Below are 16,541 nucleotides of genomic sequence, written 5' to 3' on the forward strand. Positions count from 1 at the left end.
TGGCATGTATAATAGATAGTTATTAATACAAAACAAACTGTTCAAATCAGCTCGCTTAACTATTATGTAACTTGCGTGCACTTATATCAGGGACGTCAATTACTTGTGAAACCAGTATATAATTTCTGTTTATTAGCGATGTTTGCAGCCCCTAATGTTGCGACAGCTACACCGAATGACAACTATGAGGCATGTTTATTCGATGCTGTAAAAAGTCAAAGTGGTGATTTAAAACTTAGCCAAATCCGTAGTCGTTGTGAAAAATTAATAGCTGAGGCTAAAAAAATCAGTAACGAACCTATGATCTCACAACGTTTACAACGTGAACGTGAAACTACGTTTGATCCGTTTGTTATTACGCCTCACCGAATGAACTACTTCCTTCCTGTTACCCTAACTGACAGTATTAATCGTGATGCTTATAATGGAACAGAATGGGATAATCACTTAAAGAATGCTGAAGCTGAATTCCAGATAAGTTTTAAAACACCATTAAACTACGATGATTTATTCATTGATGGCGATGGCGTATTTCTTGCGTTCACATTAAATTCTTACTGGCAGGTATACGCCAGTGACATTTCACGCCCATTTAGAGAAACCAACTATCGCCCTGAAATGTTTTACTTCGCACCTACGCCATGGAAACCTCTCGGTGGTAATACATGGGCATCAATAGGTATCGAACATCAATCAAATGGGCGAACTCAAGGGTTATCTCGAAGTTGGAACCGTGTATATACCGACTTCATCTTTGAAAAAGGGAATTTTGCATTCTCATTTAGACCATGGTTGCGTATTCCTGAAGACAAGAAAAAAGAACCTCTCTCTCCATCTGGTGATGATAATCCTGACATCGAACATTACATGGGGCATTACCAAGTCGGTGTGGTTTACAAATGGGATGACTATGAATTTAGCTTTATTGGACGTGAAAACTTTGCCTCTCATAAAGGCTATGGTGAAGTTGGTTTAACTTTCCCACTCTGGGGTAAACTGCGCGGTTATACTAAATATTCAACAGGTTACGGCGTAAATCTGATTGATTATAACCACAAGCAGCAACGTATTGGTGTGGGTATTGCTCTAACTGATATTCTGTAATCATTGAACTTATCATGACGCTTAGAGCTTTTATTTAAGTAAATATAAGCGTCATGCTTGTTCTAGCGAAACAATTCAAACCCCATAAAGATAATTGCAGCACTACCTAATATGGAAAATAGACCCACAACAACCTTTCTTTGATTTTTAGGCGACATATAGCGCATAACCCAATAAGCAAACAGTAACAGACCAATTATCACAGCAATCTTCAACATATTTATCCCCTATTGGTCAAAGTGCGTTCTTTAATGATGTAAAATCTTCCTTTAAATACACGATCTTATTACTTATTTTCTCTTTTTAGCTTAACACATAGTTCATATTTAGGACAAAAAACGCACAAACAAAAATAGCGCAGAACTGCGCTATTTCAGTGAATAAAAGAGAGAATTAAATCTCAAACATTGGAATACCTTTCAATTGCGGTATCACCTGTTGAAGTTGCTTCTCTTGTTCAGCTAGACCTTCAATAGAACCACATAAACTATCTGCTTTTACTTTCATTTGCTGACTACGTTGGGTCATTTGTTCACTTAACCGTGTTTTTAATTCAGCAAATTTTGATTGAAGCTGCGTAAAATCTACATCGCCATTTTTCATTTCATCAGAAAGCGCCGCAAATAAGCTCGCTATCGATTGAACACTGACTTGTTGCATTGCCGATTCAAACTCGGTTTTCCAATTAGTATCCATATTAGAAAACACATCAGCAGGCATAACAAACTCCCCTTGCTGATTATAAAATTTCTCATGAGCTTGCTGACCAAACTGAGCAATTAACGTTTCAACGTTTTTAAAAGCATCTTGTGAATCAAAACTATTGGCAACTTCACTCAATACATCCGTTGCCATCCCAACACCTTCTTGTGCTAGTTGCGCCATCTGCGGTAGGTAAGTCTGAACATTCTGGCTATAGGCCTCGACTGCTTTTTGCTGCATTGCCGTTAAATTAACTTTTTCACCATTAATATAAACGTTGTTATTATTATCAATCAATAACTTAGGCTTACCTTGTTCATAAACAGAAATATTACCATTGTCAATGTGAATAGGATTTGGCACATCTACAGGGCAACTCTGTGCCAATACTGAGCTTGAACTTAATAGCAGTGTGCCGATCAATAACTTATTCATCACTTTATCTCTTGAAATCATCTAGGCGAGTAATTGCCTTTTTATTAAGACCACAGTTTTCCAATTTTACTCCATATTCTGTCGCGATTTATTACTTGTAAAGACTCGTCTTGTTTCTTTGAATAAAAAACCAATAATAACAGCACATTGTTCAATAACAGTTGAATTATCCCCACCATTTCTTCAACATAGCTTTTAAATTCAACCAATTTGGAATTCTCGTGGAAAAAGTGGCAATATTTGTTGATGTACAAAACATCTACTACACCGTGAAAGAAAAGTATCGCGCTAACTTCGACTACAATGCTTTTTGGGCGGAAGTATCACAAGATAGAGAAATCATCGCAGCTTACGCTTATGCCATCCATAAAGGAGATGAGAAGCAAAGACAATTTCAAAATATTCTGCGAGCGATTGGCTTTGAAGTAAAATTAAAACCGTTTATCCAACGCAGTGATGGCTCTGCTAAGGGAGATTGGGATGTGGGTATTACGCTAGATGTTATCGAACACGCACAAGATGCTGATCGTATTATTTTACTCTCAGGCGATGGTGACTTTGATTTGTTAGTCGATAAAGTACAGACCAAATATAATACTAAGGTTGAAGTGTATGGCGTACCGGGGTTAACGGCGACATCACTTATCAATACCGCAACACATTACCGCGAAATTGAAGATACCCTTTTACTTGGACGTTAGTCGTTGTATACCACAATAAATAAGGCCAGCTCTATCAAACAATAAAGCTGGCCTTATCTCGTTTACTCTCTTTATTTACTCATTACATGTGCCATTGGCTGACCATGAATTTCTAATAGTTCGTGTACAGAAAGCCATACCATTTTTACAGGAACAATAATGAAATAAACCGACGCTAATACAACCATTGTTGGATCGGCATAGACTGCATACCCAGCATATTGCGTCATCATTAATAATTTAGCGATAAAGAAACCAGCTAGTACAGCCACACTGATCACCGTATCCATAATCCACTGTTTTGCTTCAGCATCGGCTAACGCTGATTCAATATTTTCGCTCTTCAACTTAATGTACCGATAAGTCGCATAACAGCCAGTAACACTTACCATACCAAATGCAAGTGCAACACCCGCATTGATATCACGACCACCCGATAAAATTGCTTCAACGGCTGAATAAAAAGACCATAAACACATAATGGCAATAACAGAACCTTTAATCGCAATAACAGCAGGCTCAATCATCGCAAATTGAGGGGTTGTCTTATCCACTTCAGGCTTATGAATATAATGCGCTGCACCCAGTGATAACATGGTTAACGCTAAGCTGACGAGTGAATAGGCACCATCAAACACAATTACTAACGAGCCAACAATAGACCCTAAAACAATCCCTATTACCGCAAATGAAAATGATGATATTGTTGACAACAATAGCAATCCACGCTCTTGTTGTATCTTGCTAGACATATATACCTCAATCGACAAATTATTCGTCGTTTTTTGTTGTTGAATTATCCTAGGTACATAATACTTTGACTTAGATTAATAATGTAATCACTGAGCGACAGTTTTTTCGTCGCTGATATGAGCAAATAGGTTTGTATATTTAACAGGCAAAAATCTGCATGAGAACTAATCAAATTGAGATGTATTTGTATGCAATTAAGACAGGGTCTATTGCAGAAGCTGCACGAAAATTAGGAAAAAGTCGTACTACCGTCAGTGCCGCTTTAAGTGCGCTGGAAGATGAGCTCGGTATTGCGCTTTTAAATCGTACAGGAAACCAAATTATTCCCACTGGTATCGGTGATGCGATTGCTAATGATTTCGAAAGAATGTTACTCATTGCCCGTGATATTGAAACCCGATGTGATCAGCATTTAGCTGGTGTTGAATCCAGTATTCGTATCGCACGTGATGACTCAATACCAGAATCTGCATGGCGTAAACTACTGCGCGATATTCGAAAACAATTCCCGCAAACCAGTGTTTCTATTTATAGCGCTCCGCCACAAGAGCTAGAAGAAATGGTGACCCAAAATCTTGTTGATGTCGCCTATGGGTTGTTACCTGAATCTCATCAACTTTCACGCGTAAATCAAATTGATTTAGGCCAAATTCGCATGATGTCAGTTGCTCATAAAGATCACCCCCTTAGTCAACTACGTAAGGTGACAGCAGCCGATCTTGAGCGTTTTACTGAAATTGCCGTTGCGTATATCGACGAAGAAAACCTGAAAATTGTTACGCCTAAGGCTGGAAAATACATTGCATTATCGTTTTACGAGCACCTTCGTGATGCGGTATTAGATCAAACTGGTTGGTCTTATTTACCTGCAATTTTAATTAATCATTACTTGCGCGACGGCACACTTAAAGTCATCAAGTATAACCGAGCGATGAACTGGCAAGCCTATGGTGAGGTAGTAGAAAGTGAATCACGCAGAACACCTGTCATTAAATGGCTTTCAGAGCAAATAGAAGCTTACTTATTTGATGAAAGTGATTAGAAGCATAAAAAAGCAACATTAGAAGTTAATCAAATAGCCACTGAAAAGTCATAAAACCGCGATAGCGTAAAAATTCATCCTAAACAGAGTGTTTAAGAATCATGAATATCAATACCTATCGCACCTTATGGCTATCTGATCTCCATTTAGGTAACCGTGATTGTAAAATTGATTACCTCCTCAACTTTTTTGAACATAACCAAGCTGAAACCATTATTTTAGTTGGTGATATTATCGATTTATGGTCTCAAAAAAATCGCTCTTATTGGCCTCAAAGTCATCATGCATTACTAAACCTTTTAATCGATAAAGCACACCACGGTTGTAAGATCATCTATATTCCAGGCAATCACGATGAAAAAATCCGTGACTTTCTTCACTACGATTTTGGTCATATACAACTAGAACGCCAATACATTCATACCACTGCGACTGGAAAAAAAATACTGGCGCTACACGGTGATGAATTTGATGATTTAGTTACCATTAATCGCTTTCATAGTTATTTAGGTGATAAAGGCTATGACTTCCTACTCTTTCTCAATCGTTGGCTACACCATATTCGCCGCAAGTTAAATAAACCTTATTGGTCCTTAGCTACATACTTAAAGCAACGAGTCGATAAGGCACATCAGGCTATTGCTCGTTTTCGTCAAGCTGCTATTGATAATGCTAAAGATCGTCAGGTTGATGGGATTATATGTGGCCACATCCACCAACCAGACCTTCAATATTGTGACGACATTATGTATGCCAATTGCGGTGACTGGGTCGAAAATTGTACCCTTTTAACTGAAACCCATGATGGTGCAATTCAATTACGACACTGGACAGATACTCATTGTGAATTAATTGCAGATAGCCGTAGCTTATTTAATCAGAATAAAAAACAGTTACATAAAAAAAATGTCGCATAATAACGAATTAATAATGAAATAATAAGATATTGATTTTTATAAAAACACAAAGCGATTGCTAGATTTGTTGTACTTATAACGAGTCATTCACTTCTGTGAATTTATCTTATTTAAGATAAATAATGATAATTTATCTTTAAATTATATGGACATAGCTAGATTGAACAGTGTTTTTAAACCATTATATGCGTCGTTTTTATAAAATATGGAAAAAGAAATATGATGAGAAAATTGGTTGCCGAGTTTATCGGTACATCCTGGTTAGTACTTGGTGGTTGTGGTAGTGCGGTACTAGCTGCTGCTTATCCTGATCTAGGTATTGGTTTCCTCGGTGTAGCACTCGCATTCGGTTTGACTGTTGTAACTATGGCATACGCAATTGGTCATATTTCTGGCTGCCATTTAAATCCAGCAGTAACTGTTGGTCTATGGGCGGGTAATCGCTTCCCTACTGGTGAAGTTATCCCTTATATTATTTCTCAAGTACTTGGTGGTATCGCTGGTGCTGCTGTCCTTTACGTTATTGCAAGTGGTCACGCTGGTTTCGATCTAGCCGGCGGTTTCGCATCTAACGGTTATGGTGAACACTCACCTGGTCACTACTCATTATTATCTTCTTTCGTTACTGAAGTAGTAATGACATTTATGTTCCTATTTGTGATTCTAGGGGCGACCCACAAACTAGCATCTCCACAAATGGCTGGTTTAGCTATTGGTCTTGCGCTAACACTTATTCACCTTATTAGTATTCCTGTAACGAACACATCGGTTAACCCTGCACGTAGTACAGGTCCTGCTTTGTTTGTTGGCGACTGGGCAACATCTCAACTTTGGATGTTCTGGGTTGCGCCTCTTATTGGTGCTGTACTAGCAGGCCTTGTTTACCGTTGGTTAGCGCCAAATAACGATTAATAATACCGTTATTATCTACATTCAGATGTCTCTTTATATCAACTAATAATGAGTTGAATAAAGACAAAAAAAGCGAGCTTAGCTCGCTTTTTTATTATCTAGACAAACTTAAGTTAACTAAGCATTTTGTACTGCTTGTAATAAAGCCTGTACCGGATGCTTAAATTTAAGTTGCTCAAAGCGCTTCACTTGGCTTCGACAAGAGTATCCAGTAGCCAGACAACGTGCAGGGTCTAATTTATCGATATTCGGTTTCCAGCTTAGGTTATACACCCCTTTAGAGGTCTCTAACTTATCTTTTTCATGACCGAATGTTCCAGCCATACCACAGCAACCAACCGCAACAGATTGAAGCGCTATACCAAAGTGATTGAAGATCTCTCCCCACTGCTTTTCTGCATTTGGTAGCTTGGTTTTTTCAGTACAATGAGCAAATAAATACCAAGGTTGTTCATCTGTCGCTTGATATTGCTTTAACTCTGGCAGTAATGGTAATAACCACTCATGTGCGGTTAACACTTCAAAGTTACCACGGGTTTCTTTTAATACTTCAGCGTATTCATCGCGGTAACAAAGTACAAGCGCAGGATCGACGCCCACCATTGGAATATTGAGCACGGCTAATTGATTCAAGAAATCAGCGGTGTTACGAGCGGTTTTCGCAAACTGACGCAAGAAACCTTTTACATGCTGCGCTTTACCATTTGGTTTAAATGGCACCAAAATTGGCTTTTTACCCAGTTTTTCAGTCAAAATAATGAAATCTTTTACCACTTCGGCATCATAGAAGCTGGTAAACGGATCTTGAACAATCAGTACATAATTCTGACGCTCTTGCTCTGATAGCGCTTGTAACCATTGCAGATCAAAACGCAGCGCATGGTGTCCATCAAGTTGCTCGGTTAATGTCGGCAATGACAATAACGGCATATCAACATACCCAATCGCTTTTTCAGTTAGCTTTTTCGACCACTCTGGACGTGTTAAGGCATTCATCACCCCAGGTGCTTTAGCCATTAACGGTAAATAGTTTTCAACATACGCGACTAAATAATCTTTCGCTGGGCGTTGATAGCGGCTGTAATAAATATTCATAAAGCGAGAGCGGAAGCTTGGAACATCCACTTTGATTGGACATTGGCTTGCGCAGGCTTTACATGCCAAACAGCCATTCATCGCTTCCATCACTTCATGGGAGTAATCATACTGCTTACGACGTTCCCCATAAGTATTTTTTAGACGATCAATGATCTGTTTAATCGTCGGTGTCGTGGTCAATAACTTATGTTCTAACTCATCCGCATTAACGCCCTGCTCTGCTAATTGACGTAGCCATTCGCGAACCAGTCCTGCTCGCCCTTTCGGAGAATGGCGACGATCTGCGGTGATCTTCATCGATGGACACATAGGTGAGCTTGTGTCGTAGTTAAAACACAAGCCATTACCATTACATTCCATCGCTTGTTTAAAACTATCTCGCGTTGTTACGGGGATCTGACGATCATAAAAACCACGTTTACGATCATCAACCTTCACTAATTGATCATCGCTCTCTAATGGCGTACAAATTTTACCCGGGTTTAAACGGTTGTGTGGATCAAACGCAGATTTTATTCGACGTAATTCTGTGAATAACTCATCACCAAAGAAAGCCGGGCCATATTCAGAGCGGAAGCCTTTACCGTGCTCGCCCCACATCAATCCGCCATATTTTGCCACCAGCTCAACAACTTGATCAGAGACTTCTTTCATCAAGCGCTCTTGCTCTGGATCGCACATATCAAGTGCCGGGCGAACGTGTAAAACACCCGCATCAACGTGACCAAACATGCCATAATTTAATTGCTTTTCATCAAGTAACTGACGGAATTCAGCAATAAAATCAGCTAAGTTTTCAGGAGGTACACAGGTATCTTCAGCAAATGCGATAGGTTTTTGACTACCTTTTGCTGCACCCAATAAACCCACGGCTTTTTTACGCATAGTGTAAATTTTTTGGATGCTCGCCAACTCTTCACAAACTTGATAGCCAATAATGCCTGCTTCATTTTCCGTTATCATGGCATCGAGTCGCTCACACAGTGCTTTTACTTGTTGTTGGTTCTCGGCAATATCGTTGCTTGCATACTCAACCATATTAATCCCAAGCATTTCTTTGCCAGGCACATCGGTTAATAAGTCACTAACAGTGTTCCAAACAATATCTTGTTTTGCGAGATTCAATACTTTGGAATCGATGGTTTCTACCGATAGCGCTTTGGCTTCAACCATCATTGGCGCATTACGTAGCGCTGAATCAAAGCTATCGTATTTAATATTTACAAGCGTTCGTGATTTCGGGATCGGCGTAATATTCAGTTTCGCTTCTGCAATAAACGCAAGCGAACCTTCTGCACCACACAACAAACGACCAATATCAAATTGTGTTAGTTCATCGTCATAAACATTTTTTAAATCATAACCCGTTAAAAAGCGGTTAAGAGGGGGAAACTTATCGATAATTTGTTGGCGTTTTTCACGACATATTTGTGCAGAGGTTTTAACCACTTTTGCAGCAAGGTCATCACCTGATATCGACTCTATTTGCGTCTCATCTAATGCTTCAGTTTTTAATACTGAGCCATCAACAAGAACTGCCGTTAAGGACAATACATGATCAGACGTTTTTCCGTATTTTAACGACCCTTGACCCGAAGCATCAGTGTTGATCATGCCGCCCACGGTAGCGCGGTTACTAGTTGATAAATCAGGAGAGAAAAAATAGCCATGAGGACGTAACGCATCGTTAAGTTGATCTTTTACGACACCTGTTTGTACTCGAACCCAACCTTGTTCAGGATTAACTTCCAGTACCTTATTCATATGGCGTGAAATATCGACAACTACACCAGGAGTCAATGATTGGCCATTGGTTCCCGTACCGCCCCCACGAGGAGAAAAGGTGATTTTTTGATAGTTTTTCTGTTGACCAATTTGACCAATTAACACCAGATCATCGATATCTTTAGGTAAGATAACGGCCTGAGGAATAACTTGATAGACGCTATTATCTGTCGCAACAGCGAGTCGACTCGCATAGGTTTTCTCTATCTCGCCTCGAAAACCTGCCGCGGATAAATCGTCAAGGAATGACAGCACCAGTTGCTCGATACTGTGCTGATGGGTTAATGCTGGTAACATTGTGCTCCTTCTCCAGTGTACGCTATCACTTATAGCGGAGTCGTGTCCTACGACTACTGGCCTTCTCTCATTTAATATTTATAGCCTGATCGTTATAAATTCGATCATCGGCAAATCAATTTTAGATATTATTATCACTTTACTTTACCTTACAACGCGATAGAACAAAACAAACAATCATTGCTTGTCACTGCCACTTCCACCTTGAAAGTACTTATTTCAAACGGTAGCTATGCACTGTCATCAGTACGCACGACATAACCATGACGATAATAGTTAATGTTTTTATCAATAATATAGCGACTGTACTTATCACGAGCTCTACACATAATGAGCTCAAAAATCCAATCGCCAATACAGAGCCTAGTAGCACTACTGCTAATTTTATTTTTTGAGGGTAAGTAATTGTTTGTCGTGATCGGCCTCTATCAATAAAGACCGCGGTACTCATTGCAAGCGTACAGGCCAATAAATACACTTGCTGAGGAACTTGAAAATAACTCACACCAAGAGCGATTATCACGCTAAGCAGTGCCCAAAACCGCCAATTACGAACGAGCTGATAGGCTAAGCCTGAACGTTGCCACCAAATAAGCAAGACTAAAAGCACTATCCCAACCCCCAAGCCAAGTAACGTATCTGAGATAAAATGCACACCGAGCCAAACCCTTGCGATAGCTTGTAAACTAATCGCTATAATCAACAGCGGCAGTGTCTTTAAGCGAAACGCTATTAGGTTTGAAGTAAAGTGAGGTCGATAGCGATGAATCAGCAACGGTAAATTGTACCAAAGTAGTCCCCATAGTACCGTTGCCATTAGTGTATGGCCGCTCGGCAAACCAAAACCACTGGCTGCTGTTTGTTGTAACTCGGGCCAAATATAAAATGGGCGGGGTGATGCTAATGCTAATTTCATTACCGAAGCAATAAAAGTGACAGACACGAGCACACTTGATAAATACAACATTGCTGTGACACCAAAGCCGACGGTAACAATGAGCAATAACAAACCAATAAACAACTTTTCACCGGGTAAGTTAAACACAGATATCACTCGTTGAAAAAGTGATTGGTAACTGTTGGGTAGCAATTTGATTTCTTGTTGAAACGATTTAATCTGTATCAACTCCCATTGATGTGACCTACTCACCGCATGATAATCTGCAGTATTAGTAGTAATTTCACTATTGGGCACTTGTGATAATAAGTGTTGGATCAGTGGAACATCATTAGGATAGCGATAATCTTTTGACGTTATGTTTTCAGCTGACAGTAAATATGCACGCTTCACCTCTTTCGTAAAATGCTTCGCTTGCCAAGTACTAATTAGCAAATCATCATTTTCTGTCTCTGTTAACGGTTGGGTATAAGACAAGATCACTGTTGTTGGAATGGGTTGTTTCGCTACGCACGCAAACAACGTCGTATTACCTCGCAATTTTAGCAATTTCACCGCATCAACATGAATACCAGTTTCTTCATAGACTTCACGTACAGCCGCTTGCTCAGGAGAATCTTCAGGAGCAATTCGCCCGCCAGGTAAGGCTAATTTATTTGATATTTCTTCTTTTATAACGACGACTTTATCACCGTGACGGATCAAACATGCTGAGCCAACCAACGGAATTGCCTGAGCAGGTAAAGTAAAAAAGATAATAAAAAATAGCGTGAAGATAGCCCTATAAGACTTTATACCGAAAAATGAAGGCGTACATATACTTACCATGGAAAATAGCATCCAAGAAGAATAAAAAGAAAGCTGAGAAACACAGTGTAACTCAGCTCGCTAGACATAACGCAGAAAGAATCACAAAACGCTATAAGCCACCCATTAAGGTGTATTTCATCTCAGTATATTCTTCTATACCTTGATGCGCTCCTTCTCGACCAATACCTGATTCTTTTACGCCACCAAATGGCGCGAGCTCAGTAGAAATTAACCCTTCATTAACTCCAACCATGCCATATTCCAGTGCTTCACTAACACGAAAAGCGCGTGATAATGATTGAGTATAAACGTAAGCAGCAAGTCCTGAGTCAGTATTATTAGCACGTGTAATAACATCTTGCTCATCCGTAAATTTAAACACTGCAGCTAACGGTCCAAAGGTTTCTTCACTCGCCACTAACATATTATCAGTTACATTACTGAGCACCGTAGGCTGAACAAAGCAGTTTGTTGAAGCCTCTCGTGTACCTGTAACAAGGTTAGCTCCTTTCATCATAGCGTCGTTAATATGTTTTTCGACTTTCTCAACCGCAGCTCGGTTAATCAACGGGCCAATAGTTACGCCATTATCAACACCGTTGCCAACCGTTAGTGCTGATACTTTTTCAGCTAGCTTTTCTACAAATTGCTGGTACACATCACTATGAACATAAATACGGTTAGTACACACGCATGTCTGACCAGCATTACGAAACTTAGAAACCATTACCCCATCAATCGCGCGAGATAAATCAGCATCATCAAACACAATAAATGGCGCGTTACCACCTAATTCCAAAGATACTTTCTTAACCGTCGCTGCTGACTGTGCCATCAAAAGCTTACCGATTGCAGTAGAGCCTGTGAATGAAATTTTGCGAACTCGCTTATTACTCATAAGCTCTGCGCCAATTTTGACAGCATCTCCCGTAATAACATTAAATAAGCCAGCAGGAATACCCGCCCGATGCGCGAGTTCTGCTAGAGCAAATACAGTATAAGGAGTATCAGGAGCTGGTTTTAATACAACGGAGCAACCCGCAGCAAAAGCTGGACCACATTTACGTGTAATCATTGCTGCAGGAAAGTTCCATGGTGTTATGGCAGCAACCACACCAACAGGCTGGCGAGAGACTAAAATACGGGCGTCTTCTTTATGGCTTGGAATGATTTCGCCGTTTAGACGCTTAGCTTCTTCTGCGTACCATTCAACAAAACTCGCCGCATAGGAAATTTCTCCTTTCGCTTCAGCCAATGGCTTACCTTGCTCGGCAGTAAGAATATGAGCTAATTCATCACTATGTGAAACAATTAACTCATACCACTGACGTAAGATCATCGAGCGGTGTTTCGCTGTTTTTTTTGACCACAATCGATACGCTTTATCTGCCGCATCAATCGCAATATTTGTTTCTTCTACACCCATAAGTGGAACATGACCAATGACTTCATTTGTCGCCGGGTTAGTAATATTTACCGTTTTTCCAGAAAAGGCGTCACTCCATTGGCCATTAATAAATGCTTGCTGTTTAAACAAGCCACCAAAAGAAAAAGTCATTCGTGTTTCCTATTATTTCGTAAATATTGAGTATCTATTTAATCTTGATATTGTAATACAAATAAGTATTAGGCGTTTAATATTCAGCTATTATTTTATCAGTAACCAAATATTTATTGCTAATAATGCGGCAGACCATCGAGTAAACAACTAGGCTAAAGGAGAGTTAAATATTAATTTGTAATGGCAGATACATAGGCTTGTTTTCTAGCCTTACGAAAACAGGTAACAATAGCAATGACTAGAAAGATTGCAGTAATTCGGCACGGTATAAAACACGGTGCCATCATCACCTATATCGATACACCTCATCTGCCCGATACCAACCCCTTTATCCTTTGGGATCACTATTTATCCACTAGCCGATCTCATAATGAACTAGGCTTTCATGGCCATTCCGGTATCGATGCTGTCAGCTATCCCGTTGTCGGATCAATTCAAAACGATGACAGCATTAACGGTAAAAATCACATTCAAACGGGTGATATTCACCTCACCACTTGTGGTTATGGTATGGCACATAAATCACTAATGAAACCGCACAATGGGATCGCAGAAGCATTTCAAATGTGGACAGCTTCGCCTTCAGAGAAAGAAGGTGAAATGGCTACGCCATCAAGCACGCATATTGCTAGTGAAAACCTTCCACTCATTGAAGACACACACGCGACAACAAAAGTACTGATTGGTCACTACAATGGTGTTGAAAGCCCGATAAAACACAATTGCAATATTATTTATCTTGATATTATTGTCACGTCATACGGTAGTTGGACATTTACGCCGCCAGAGACTCATGTTGCAGGATTTATTTATTTACGCTCAGGGCACGCCTATATTGCTAACAATCAACTATATCCGAATCAAATGGGAATTTTTGCTCACTCACAATTACCCATTACTGTAACCACTACAAACCACAGCGCACGTTTTTTTGTTGCGTTAGGTGAGCCATTAAACCAACCCTTAATAACAAAAGAAGGTTCGGTTCATTCTTCAAGTAATAATTTAGACATTGCACTAAAAAATATTCAACAAATTATAAAACAATTACAACCCATTGAAGATAAAACATAAATAACAACGCCCTGTAATTTTCAAAGGAATAAAAATTACAGGGCGTAAGAAGTTTATGGGCGTGATGCTAACTGATAAGTACCATTTGATTGAAACCATAGCGCTTGTTTTTGTTTACGCCCCAATAGAATTGGGCCATCATCAAAAAACAAAAAGTTTTTCCAGTTACGTTTAAATACACCCCATTTAGTTTCTACAATATTGTATTTCTCGTAGCAAAAATAAATAGTTGTATTATCTTCCCATTGCAAAGCCGCCAAAATGGCATCTGGCAATGATGCATCATCATCGTTATCCCAAGCATCTTGCCAGTCTTCAGGCTCTGACCAGATTTTTGTATCTGCAGCCCAATCACCGTGCTCAAAGTGATCAGAATCTGGACTCTGTTTACTAATATGTTCCTGCCACAATTGCGAAGAACGCGCTTGCGTTAACGGTTTTATTTGCTCAAGATCTGTCGGAGGAACAGGCATCGAAGCATGGGTAAAAATCCACTTACGCGTGTAATTATCAAGTTCGGTGTAATTCATCAATTAGCCTAAATATATAATGACACCGCAATGTACATCAGACACAAAATTTGTTCCAGTTACAGACTAATAAAAAGCATTCTTCATCGCTGCTCTCAATGCATCAAAAAAGGTACGATTATAATCGTACCTCATCCATCACTTCCCGTGATTATAATTAACCTATTTTACTTTTCATCACCCCATAGATTACTCACCCAACCGCCAGCATTGTCATCGTAGTGACTATCATCAAATGTTGTTATTGGCTTTATGGGATTTTCATTATTATGACTTTCTAGTAGCTGTGATATATGCATCGCCATAGGATCACCTGTCGATTTCATTTGATGCCGAGTTGCAACTTCTTTGATAATTTGCAATCGATATGACGAGTTCATTTTTTTCATCACACACTCCTCTTTCTTTAGACATAAACGTATAAAAAATAGGCGTGCCAGCTCTAAACGTCAAATAACTGTATTGCTAATGTCATAATAGTCAGGTATATACCTAGAATTAAAATTTCTTAAATAACAACACGTTATTTTTTAATTAAAAGATGAGCTTTACTACTGCTTACAACCAAAATCATAACCGCATGATTTAAAAGGGAATAATAATAGATTAATTTTTTATTTCATTTTAGTCCTATTATTAATAATTACGTTTAAAAGGACATTTACAGAATGGGCTATATAGTCGGAGTGGCTTGGTGCATAAAACACATGCGACTTGATCATCTTGTTACCAAACCTGTTAAACTATAATACGTTATTGTTCGTTATATCTAAATGTTTAGGAGTACCTGTGCGTTTATTGTCTTTATTTACTTCGTCGGTTTTATCTTTACTGAGTGTAACTGCCATTGCAGCACCGACAAGTAATACTTCAACGGCACTACAAAAAGAGAGTCATACCACCTATTCTTTTCCGAACCAATTCCATCAATGTAAAAAGACATTAAATTACAATATCTTTTTTAAAGGTCAGAAAATTGGCCATTATCAACGTCACATTGTTTGGAAAGGTGATAGCGCTGATATTTATACCAATAGTGAAGTTGATGTTTTAATTACTAAATCAAAAATGGACTCTCATACTCAATTACATTGGTCAGATGCTGCTCAACGCTTTGTCACGGATAAATTTCAACGAACTATTTCTGGACTAATGGCAGGTAATGTCAGTGTAACTTTTAGTGACGATGGTCATAATTCAACAGTGACTGAAGATGGAAAAACGCAGAAATATACTAACGCTTTAGCGCCTATTCTTGATGGTGACACTATTGGTAGTCAAATGCGTCTTGATTTAATTGAAGGTAAAAAGAACTTTGATTTTATCATGCAAAATAGTGACGAAACTAGCCACTACTACTTTGCAGTAGTAGGTAATGAAACAATCAATACTAATTTTGGTACTCTAAATACTATTAGGGTTAATCAAACGAGAAAAAGCGATCGCCAACTTTCATTATGGTTTGCGCCGTCACTTGATTACCAACTCGTAAAGGCAACTTATCACCGTAAAATTGTCGATTTAGAAGCGATACTTATGAGTAAAAAGATGGATTGCCCACCAAAGCAGTTATTCAAAAAGTAATAATCACTAGTATCAAAAAGCCGAGTTACTTAGCTAACTCGGCTTTTTATTCATTTCATCGTCACTTTGCCACCAATGATTTTAAATGCAGGTGTACCTCTTACTAATGTATCCCGTCCAAATACCACACCACATTCAGGACATGTTGCAGGCTCAATCGTAAAGTCTTTTACAATTCTTTCTTTAAAACATTTTACTAACGCCCCTTTTCCACCTTTTCGATATTTAAATAAGAGCGTTTTACATTTAACACAAAAGATATCGACTGTTTTTGTCGGCCCTTTTTTATTCGGTTTTGCCACCCTAGATCTCGCTTAAATTATGATGATGAGCAGATC

Annotated in this window: 16 protein-coding genes; 7 read left to right on the forward strand and 9 right to left on the reverse strand. The window is 39.0% G+C overall.

Annotation, left to right across the window (positions count from 1 at the left end):
- Positions 1 to 138: 138 nt before the first annotated feature.
- Positions 139 to 1,104: a phospholipase A gene (locus tag CTN01_RS02530; protein ID WP_045150197.1), complete on the forward strand. Its 966-nt coding sequence runs from the start codon at positions 139 to 141 to the stop codon at positions 1,102 to 1,104.
- 62 nt (positions 1,105 to 1,166) lie between these two features.
- Here CTN01_RS02530 and CTN01_RS22710 read toward each other — a convergent pair whose 3' ends face one another.
- Complete coding sequence (locus CTN01_RS22710) at positions 1,167 to 1,322, reverse strand: hypothetical protein (RefSeq protein WP_045084379.1); 156 nt, start codon at positions 1,320 to 1,322, stop codon at positions 1,167 to 1,169.
- Positions 1,323 to 1,497: 175 nt separating this feature from the next.
- Positions 1,498 to 2,241 carry a YggN family protein gene (locus CTN01_RS02535; protein ID WP_244156107.1) on the reverse strand — a complete coding sequence of 248 codons (744 nt, stop codon included), beginning with the start codon at positions 2,239 to 2,241 and terminating at the stop codon, positions 1,498 to 1,500.
- A 221-nt stretch (positions 2,242 to 2,462) separates the two neighbouring features.
- Here CTN01_RS02535 and CTN01_RS02540 point away from each other — a divergent pair, with 221 nt between their 5' ends.
- The gene (locus CTN01_RS02540) at positions 2,463 to 2,942 is read left to right on the forward strand and encodes a LabA-like NYN domain-containing protein (protein WP_005368538.1); all 480 of its coding nucleotides are present in this window, start codon (positions 2,463 to 2,465) and stop codon (positions 2,940 to 2,942) included.
- Between the two features lie 71 nt (positions 2,943 to 3,013).
- Here the strand turns inward: CTN01_RS02540 and CTN01_RS02545 are convergent, their stop codons facing one another.
- Positions 3,014 to 3,694 (reverse strand): cation efflux transmembrane domain-containing protein, encoded by a 681-nt coding sequence (locus tag CTN01_RS02545; protein WP_005368540.1) that lies wholly within the window; start codon positions 3,692 to 3,694, stop codon positions 3,014 to 3,016.
- Positions 3,695 to 3,852: 158 nt separating this feature from the next.
- Here CTN01_RS02545 and CTN01_RS02550 point away from each other — a divergent pair, with 158 nt between their 5' ends.
- From CTN01_RS02550 to aqpZ, 3 genes are all read left to right on the forward strand, one after another.
- Positions 3,853 to 4,737: a LysR family transcriptional regulator gene (locus tag CTN01_RS02550; protein ID WP_005368542.1), complete on the forward strand. Its 885-nt coding sequence runs from the start codon at positions 3,853 to 3,855 to the stop codon at positions 4,735 to 4,737.
- A 101-nt stretch (positions 4,738 to 4,838) separates the two neighbouring features.
- Positions 4,839 to 5,654: a UDP-2,3-diacylglucosamine diphosphatase gene (locus tag CTN01_RS02555; protein ID WP_107188254.1), complete on the forward strand. Its 816-nt coding sequence runs from the start codon at positions 4,839 to 4,841 to the stop codon at positions 5,652 to 5,654.
- 222 nt (positions 5,655 to 5,876) lie between these two features.
- The gene (aqpZ, locus tag CTN01_RS02560) at positions 5,877 to 6,566 is read left to right on the forward strand and encodes an aquaporin Z (RefSeq protein WP_208598950.1); all 690 of its coding nucleotides are present in this window, start codon (positions 5,877 to 5,879) and stop codon (positions 6,564 to 6,566) included.
- 117 nt (positions 6,567 to 6,683) lie between these two features.
- Here the strand turns inward: aqpZ and ydiJ are convergent, their stop codons facing one another.
- The 3 genes from ydiJ to CTN01_RS02575 all read right to left on the reverse strand — a co-directional run bounded on the left by ydiJ (position 6,684) and on the right by CTN01_RS02575 (position 13,012).
- A complete protein-coding gene (gene ydiJ, locus CTN01_RS02565) occupies positions 6,684 to 9,746 on the reverse strand; it encodes a D-2-hydroxyglutarate dehydrogenase YdiJ (RefSeq protein ID WP_045150185.1) in 3,063 nt (1,020 codons plus the stop codon).
- A 214-nt stretch (positions 9,747 to 9,960) separates the two neighbouring features.
- Positions 9,961 to 11,472, reverse strand: coding sequence for a bifunctional NUDIX hydrolase/phosphatase PAP2 family protein (locus tag CTN01_RS02570; RefSeq protein WP_045150186.1), 1,512 nt, complete (start codon positions 11,470 to 11,472; stop codon positions 9,961 to 9,963).
- A 91-nt stretch (positions 11,473 to 11,563) separates the two neighbouring features.
- Positions 11,564 to 13,012, reverse strand: coding sequence for an NAD-dependent succinate-semialdehyde dehydrogenase (locus CTN01_RS02575; protein ID WP_045150187.1), 1,449 nt, complete (start codon positions 13,010 to 13,012; stop codon positions 11,564 to 11,566).
- A gap of 237 nt (positions 13,013 to 13,249) precedes the next feature.
- Here CTN01_RS02575 and CTN01_RS02580 point away from each other — a divergent pair, with 237 nt between their 5' ends.
- Positions 13,250 to 14,089 (forward strand): pirin family protein, encoded by an 840-nt coding sequence (locus CTN01_RS02580; protein WP_107188255.1) that lies wholly within the window; start codon positions 13,250 to 13,252, stop codon positions 14,087 to 14,089.
- 53 nt (positions 14,090 to 14,142) lie between these two features.
- Here the strand turns inward: CTN01_RS02580 and CTN01_RS02585 are convergent, their stop codons facing one another.
- Positions 14,143 to 14,619, reverse strand: coding sequence for a DUF2947 domain-containing protein (locus tag CTN01_RS02585; RefSeq protein ID WP_045150188.1), 477 nt, complete (start codon positions 14,617 to 14,619; stop codon positions 14,143 to 14,145).
- Between the two features lie 167 nt (positions 14,620 to 14,786).
- Positions 14,787 to 15,008: a hypothetical protein gene (locus tag CTN01_RS02590; protein WP_045128955.1), complete on the reverse strand. Its 222-nt coding sequence runs from the start codon at positions 15,006 to 15,008 to the stop codon at positions 14,787 to 14,789.
- Between the two features lie 400 nt (positions 15,009 to 15,408).
- Here CTN01_RS02590 and CTN01_RS02595 point away from each other — a divergent pair, with 400 nt between their 5' ends.
- Entirely contained in the window at positions 15,409 to 16,203 is a 795-nt protein-coding gene (locus tag CTN01_RS02595; protein ID WP_045150189.1) for a DUF3108 domain-containing protein, read from the forward strand.
- Positions 16,204 to 16,253: 50 nt separating this feature from the next.
- Here CTN01_RS02595 and CTN01_RS02600 read toward each other — a convergent pair whose 3' ends face one another.
- Positions 16,254 to 16,505, reverse strand: coding sequence for a hypothetical protein (locus CTN01_RS02600; RefSeq protein ID WP_005368563.1), 252 nt, complete (start codon positions 16,503 to 16,505; stop codon positions 16,254 to 16,256).
- Positions 16,506 to 16,541: the final 36 nt, after the last annotated feature.

This window comes from Photobacterium angustum, from assembly GCF_003026365.1.
GTDB lineage: Bacteria > Pseudomonadota > Gammaproteobacteria > Enterobacterales > Vibrionaceae > Photobacterium > Photobacterium angustum.

What these genes read in the sequence shown, in the direction of transcription:
- CTN01_RS02530 (WP_045150197.1), top strand. Translation starts at nt 139, where the DNA reads ATGTTTGCAGCCCCTAATGTTGCGACAGCTACACCGAATGACAACTAT.
- CTN01_RS22710 (WP_045084379.1), bottom strand. Translation starts at nt 1,322, where the DNA reads ATGTTGAAGATTGCTGTGATAATTGGTCTGTTACTGTTTGCTTATTGG.
- CTN01_RS02535 (WP_244156107.1), bottom strand. Translation starts at nt 2,241, where the DNA reads ATGAATAAGTTATTGATCGGCACACTGCTATTAAGTTCAAGCTCAGTA.
- CTN01_RS02545 (WP_005368540.1), bottom strand. Translation starts at nt 3,694, where the DNA reads ATGTCTAGCAAGATACAACAAGAGCGTGGATTGCTATTGTTGTCAACA.
- CTN01_RS02550 (WP_005368542.1), top strand. Translation starts at nt 3,853, where the DNA reads ATGAGAACTAATCAAATTGAGATGTATTTGTATGCAATTAAGACAGGG.
- CTN01_RS02555 (WP_107188254.1), top strand. Translation starts at nt 4,839, where the DNA reads ATGAATATCAATACCTATCGCACCTTATGGCTATCTGATCTCCATTTA.
- aqpZ (WP_208598950.1), top strand. Translation starts at nt 5,877, where the DNA reads ATGAGAAAATTGGTTGCCGAGTTTATCGGTACATCCTGGTTAGTACTT.
- ydiJ (WP_045150185.1), bottom strand. Translation starts at nt 9,746, where the DNA reads ATGTTACCAGCATTAACCCATCAGCACAGTATCGAGCAACTGGTGCTG.
- CTN01_RS02570 (WP_045150186.1), bottom strand. Translation starts at nt 11,472, where the DNA reads ATGGTAAGTATATGTACGCCTTCATTTTTCGGTATAAAGTCTTATAGG.
- CTN01_RS02575 (WP_045150187.1), bottom strand. Translation starts at nt 13,012, where the DNA reads ATGACTTTTTCTTTTGGTGGCTTGTTTAAACAGCAAGCATTTATTAAT.
- CTN01_RS02580 (WP_107188255.1), top strand. Translation starts at nt 13,250, where the DNA reads ATGACTAGAAAGATTGCAGTAATTCGGCACGGTATAAAACACGGTGCC.
- CTN01_RS02585 (WP_045150188.1), bottom strand. Translation starts at nt 14,619, where the DNA reads ATGAATTACACCGAACTTGATAATTACACGCGTAAGTGGATTTTTACC.
- CTN01_RS02590 (WP_045128955.1), bottom strand. Translation starts at nt 15,008, where the DNA reads ATGAAAAAAATGAACTCGTCATATCGATTGCAAATTATCAAAGAAGTT.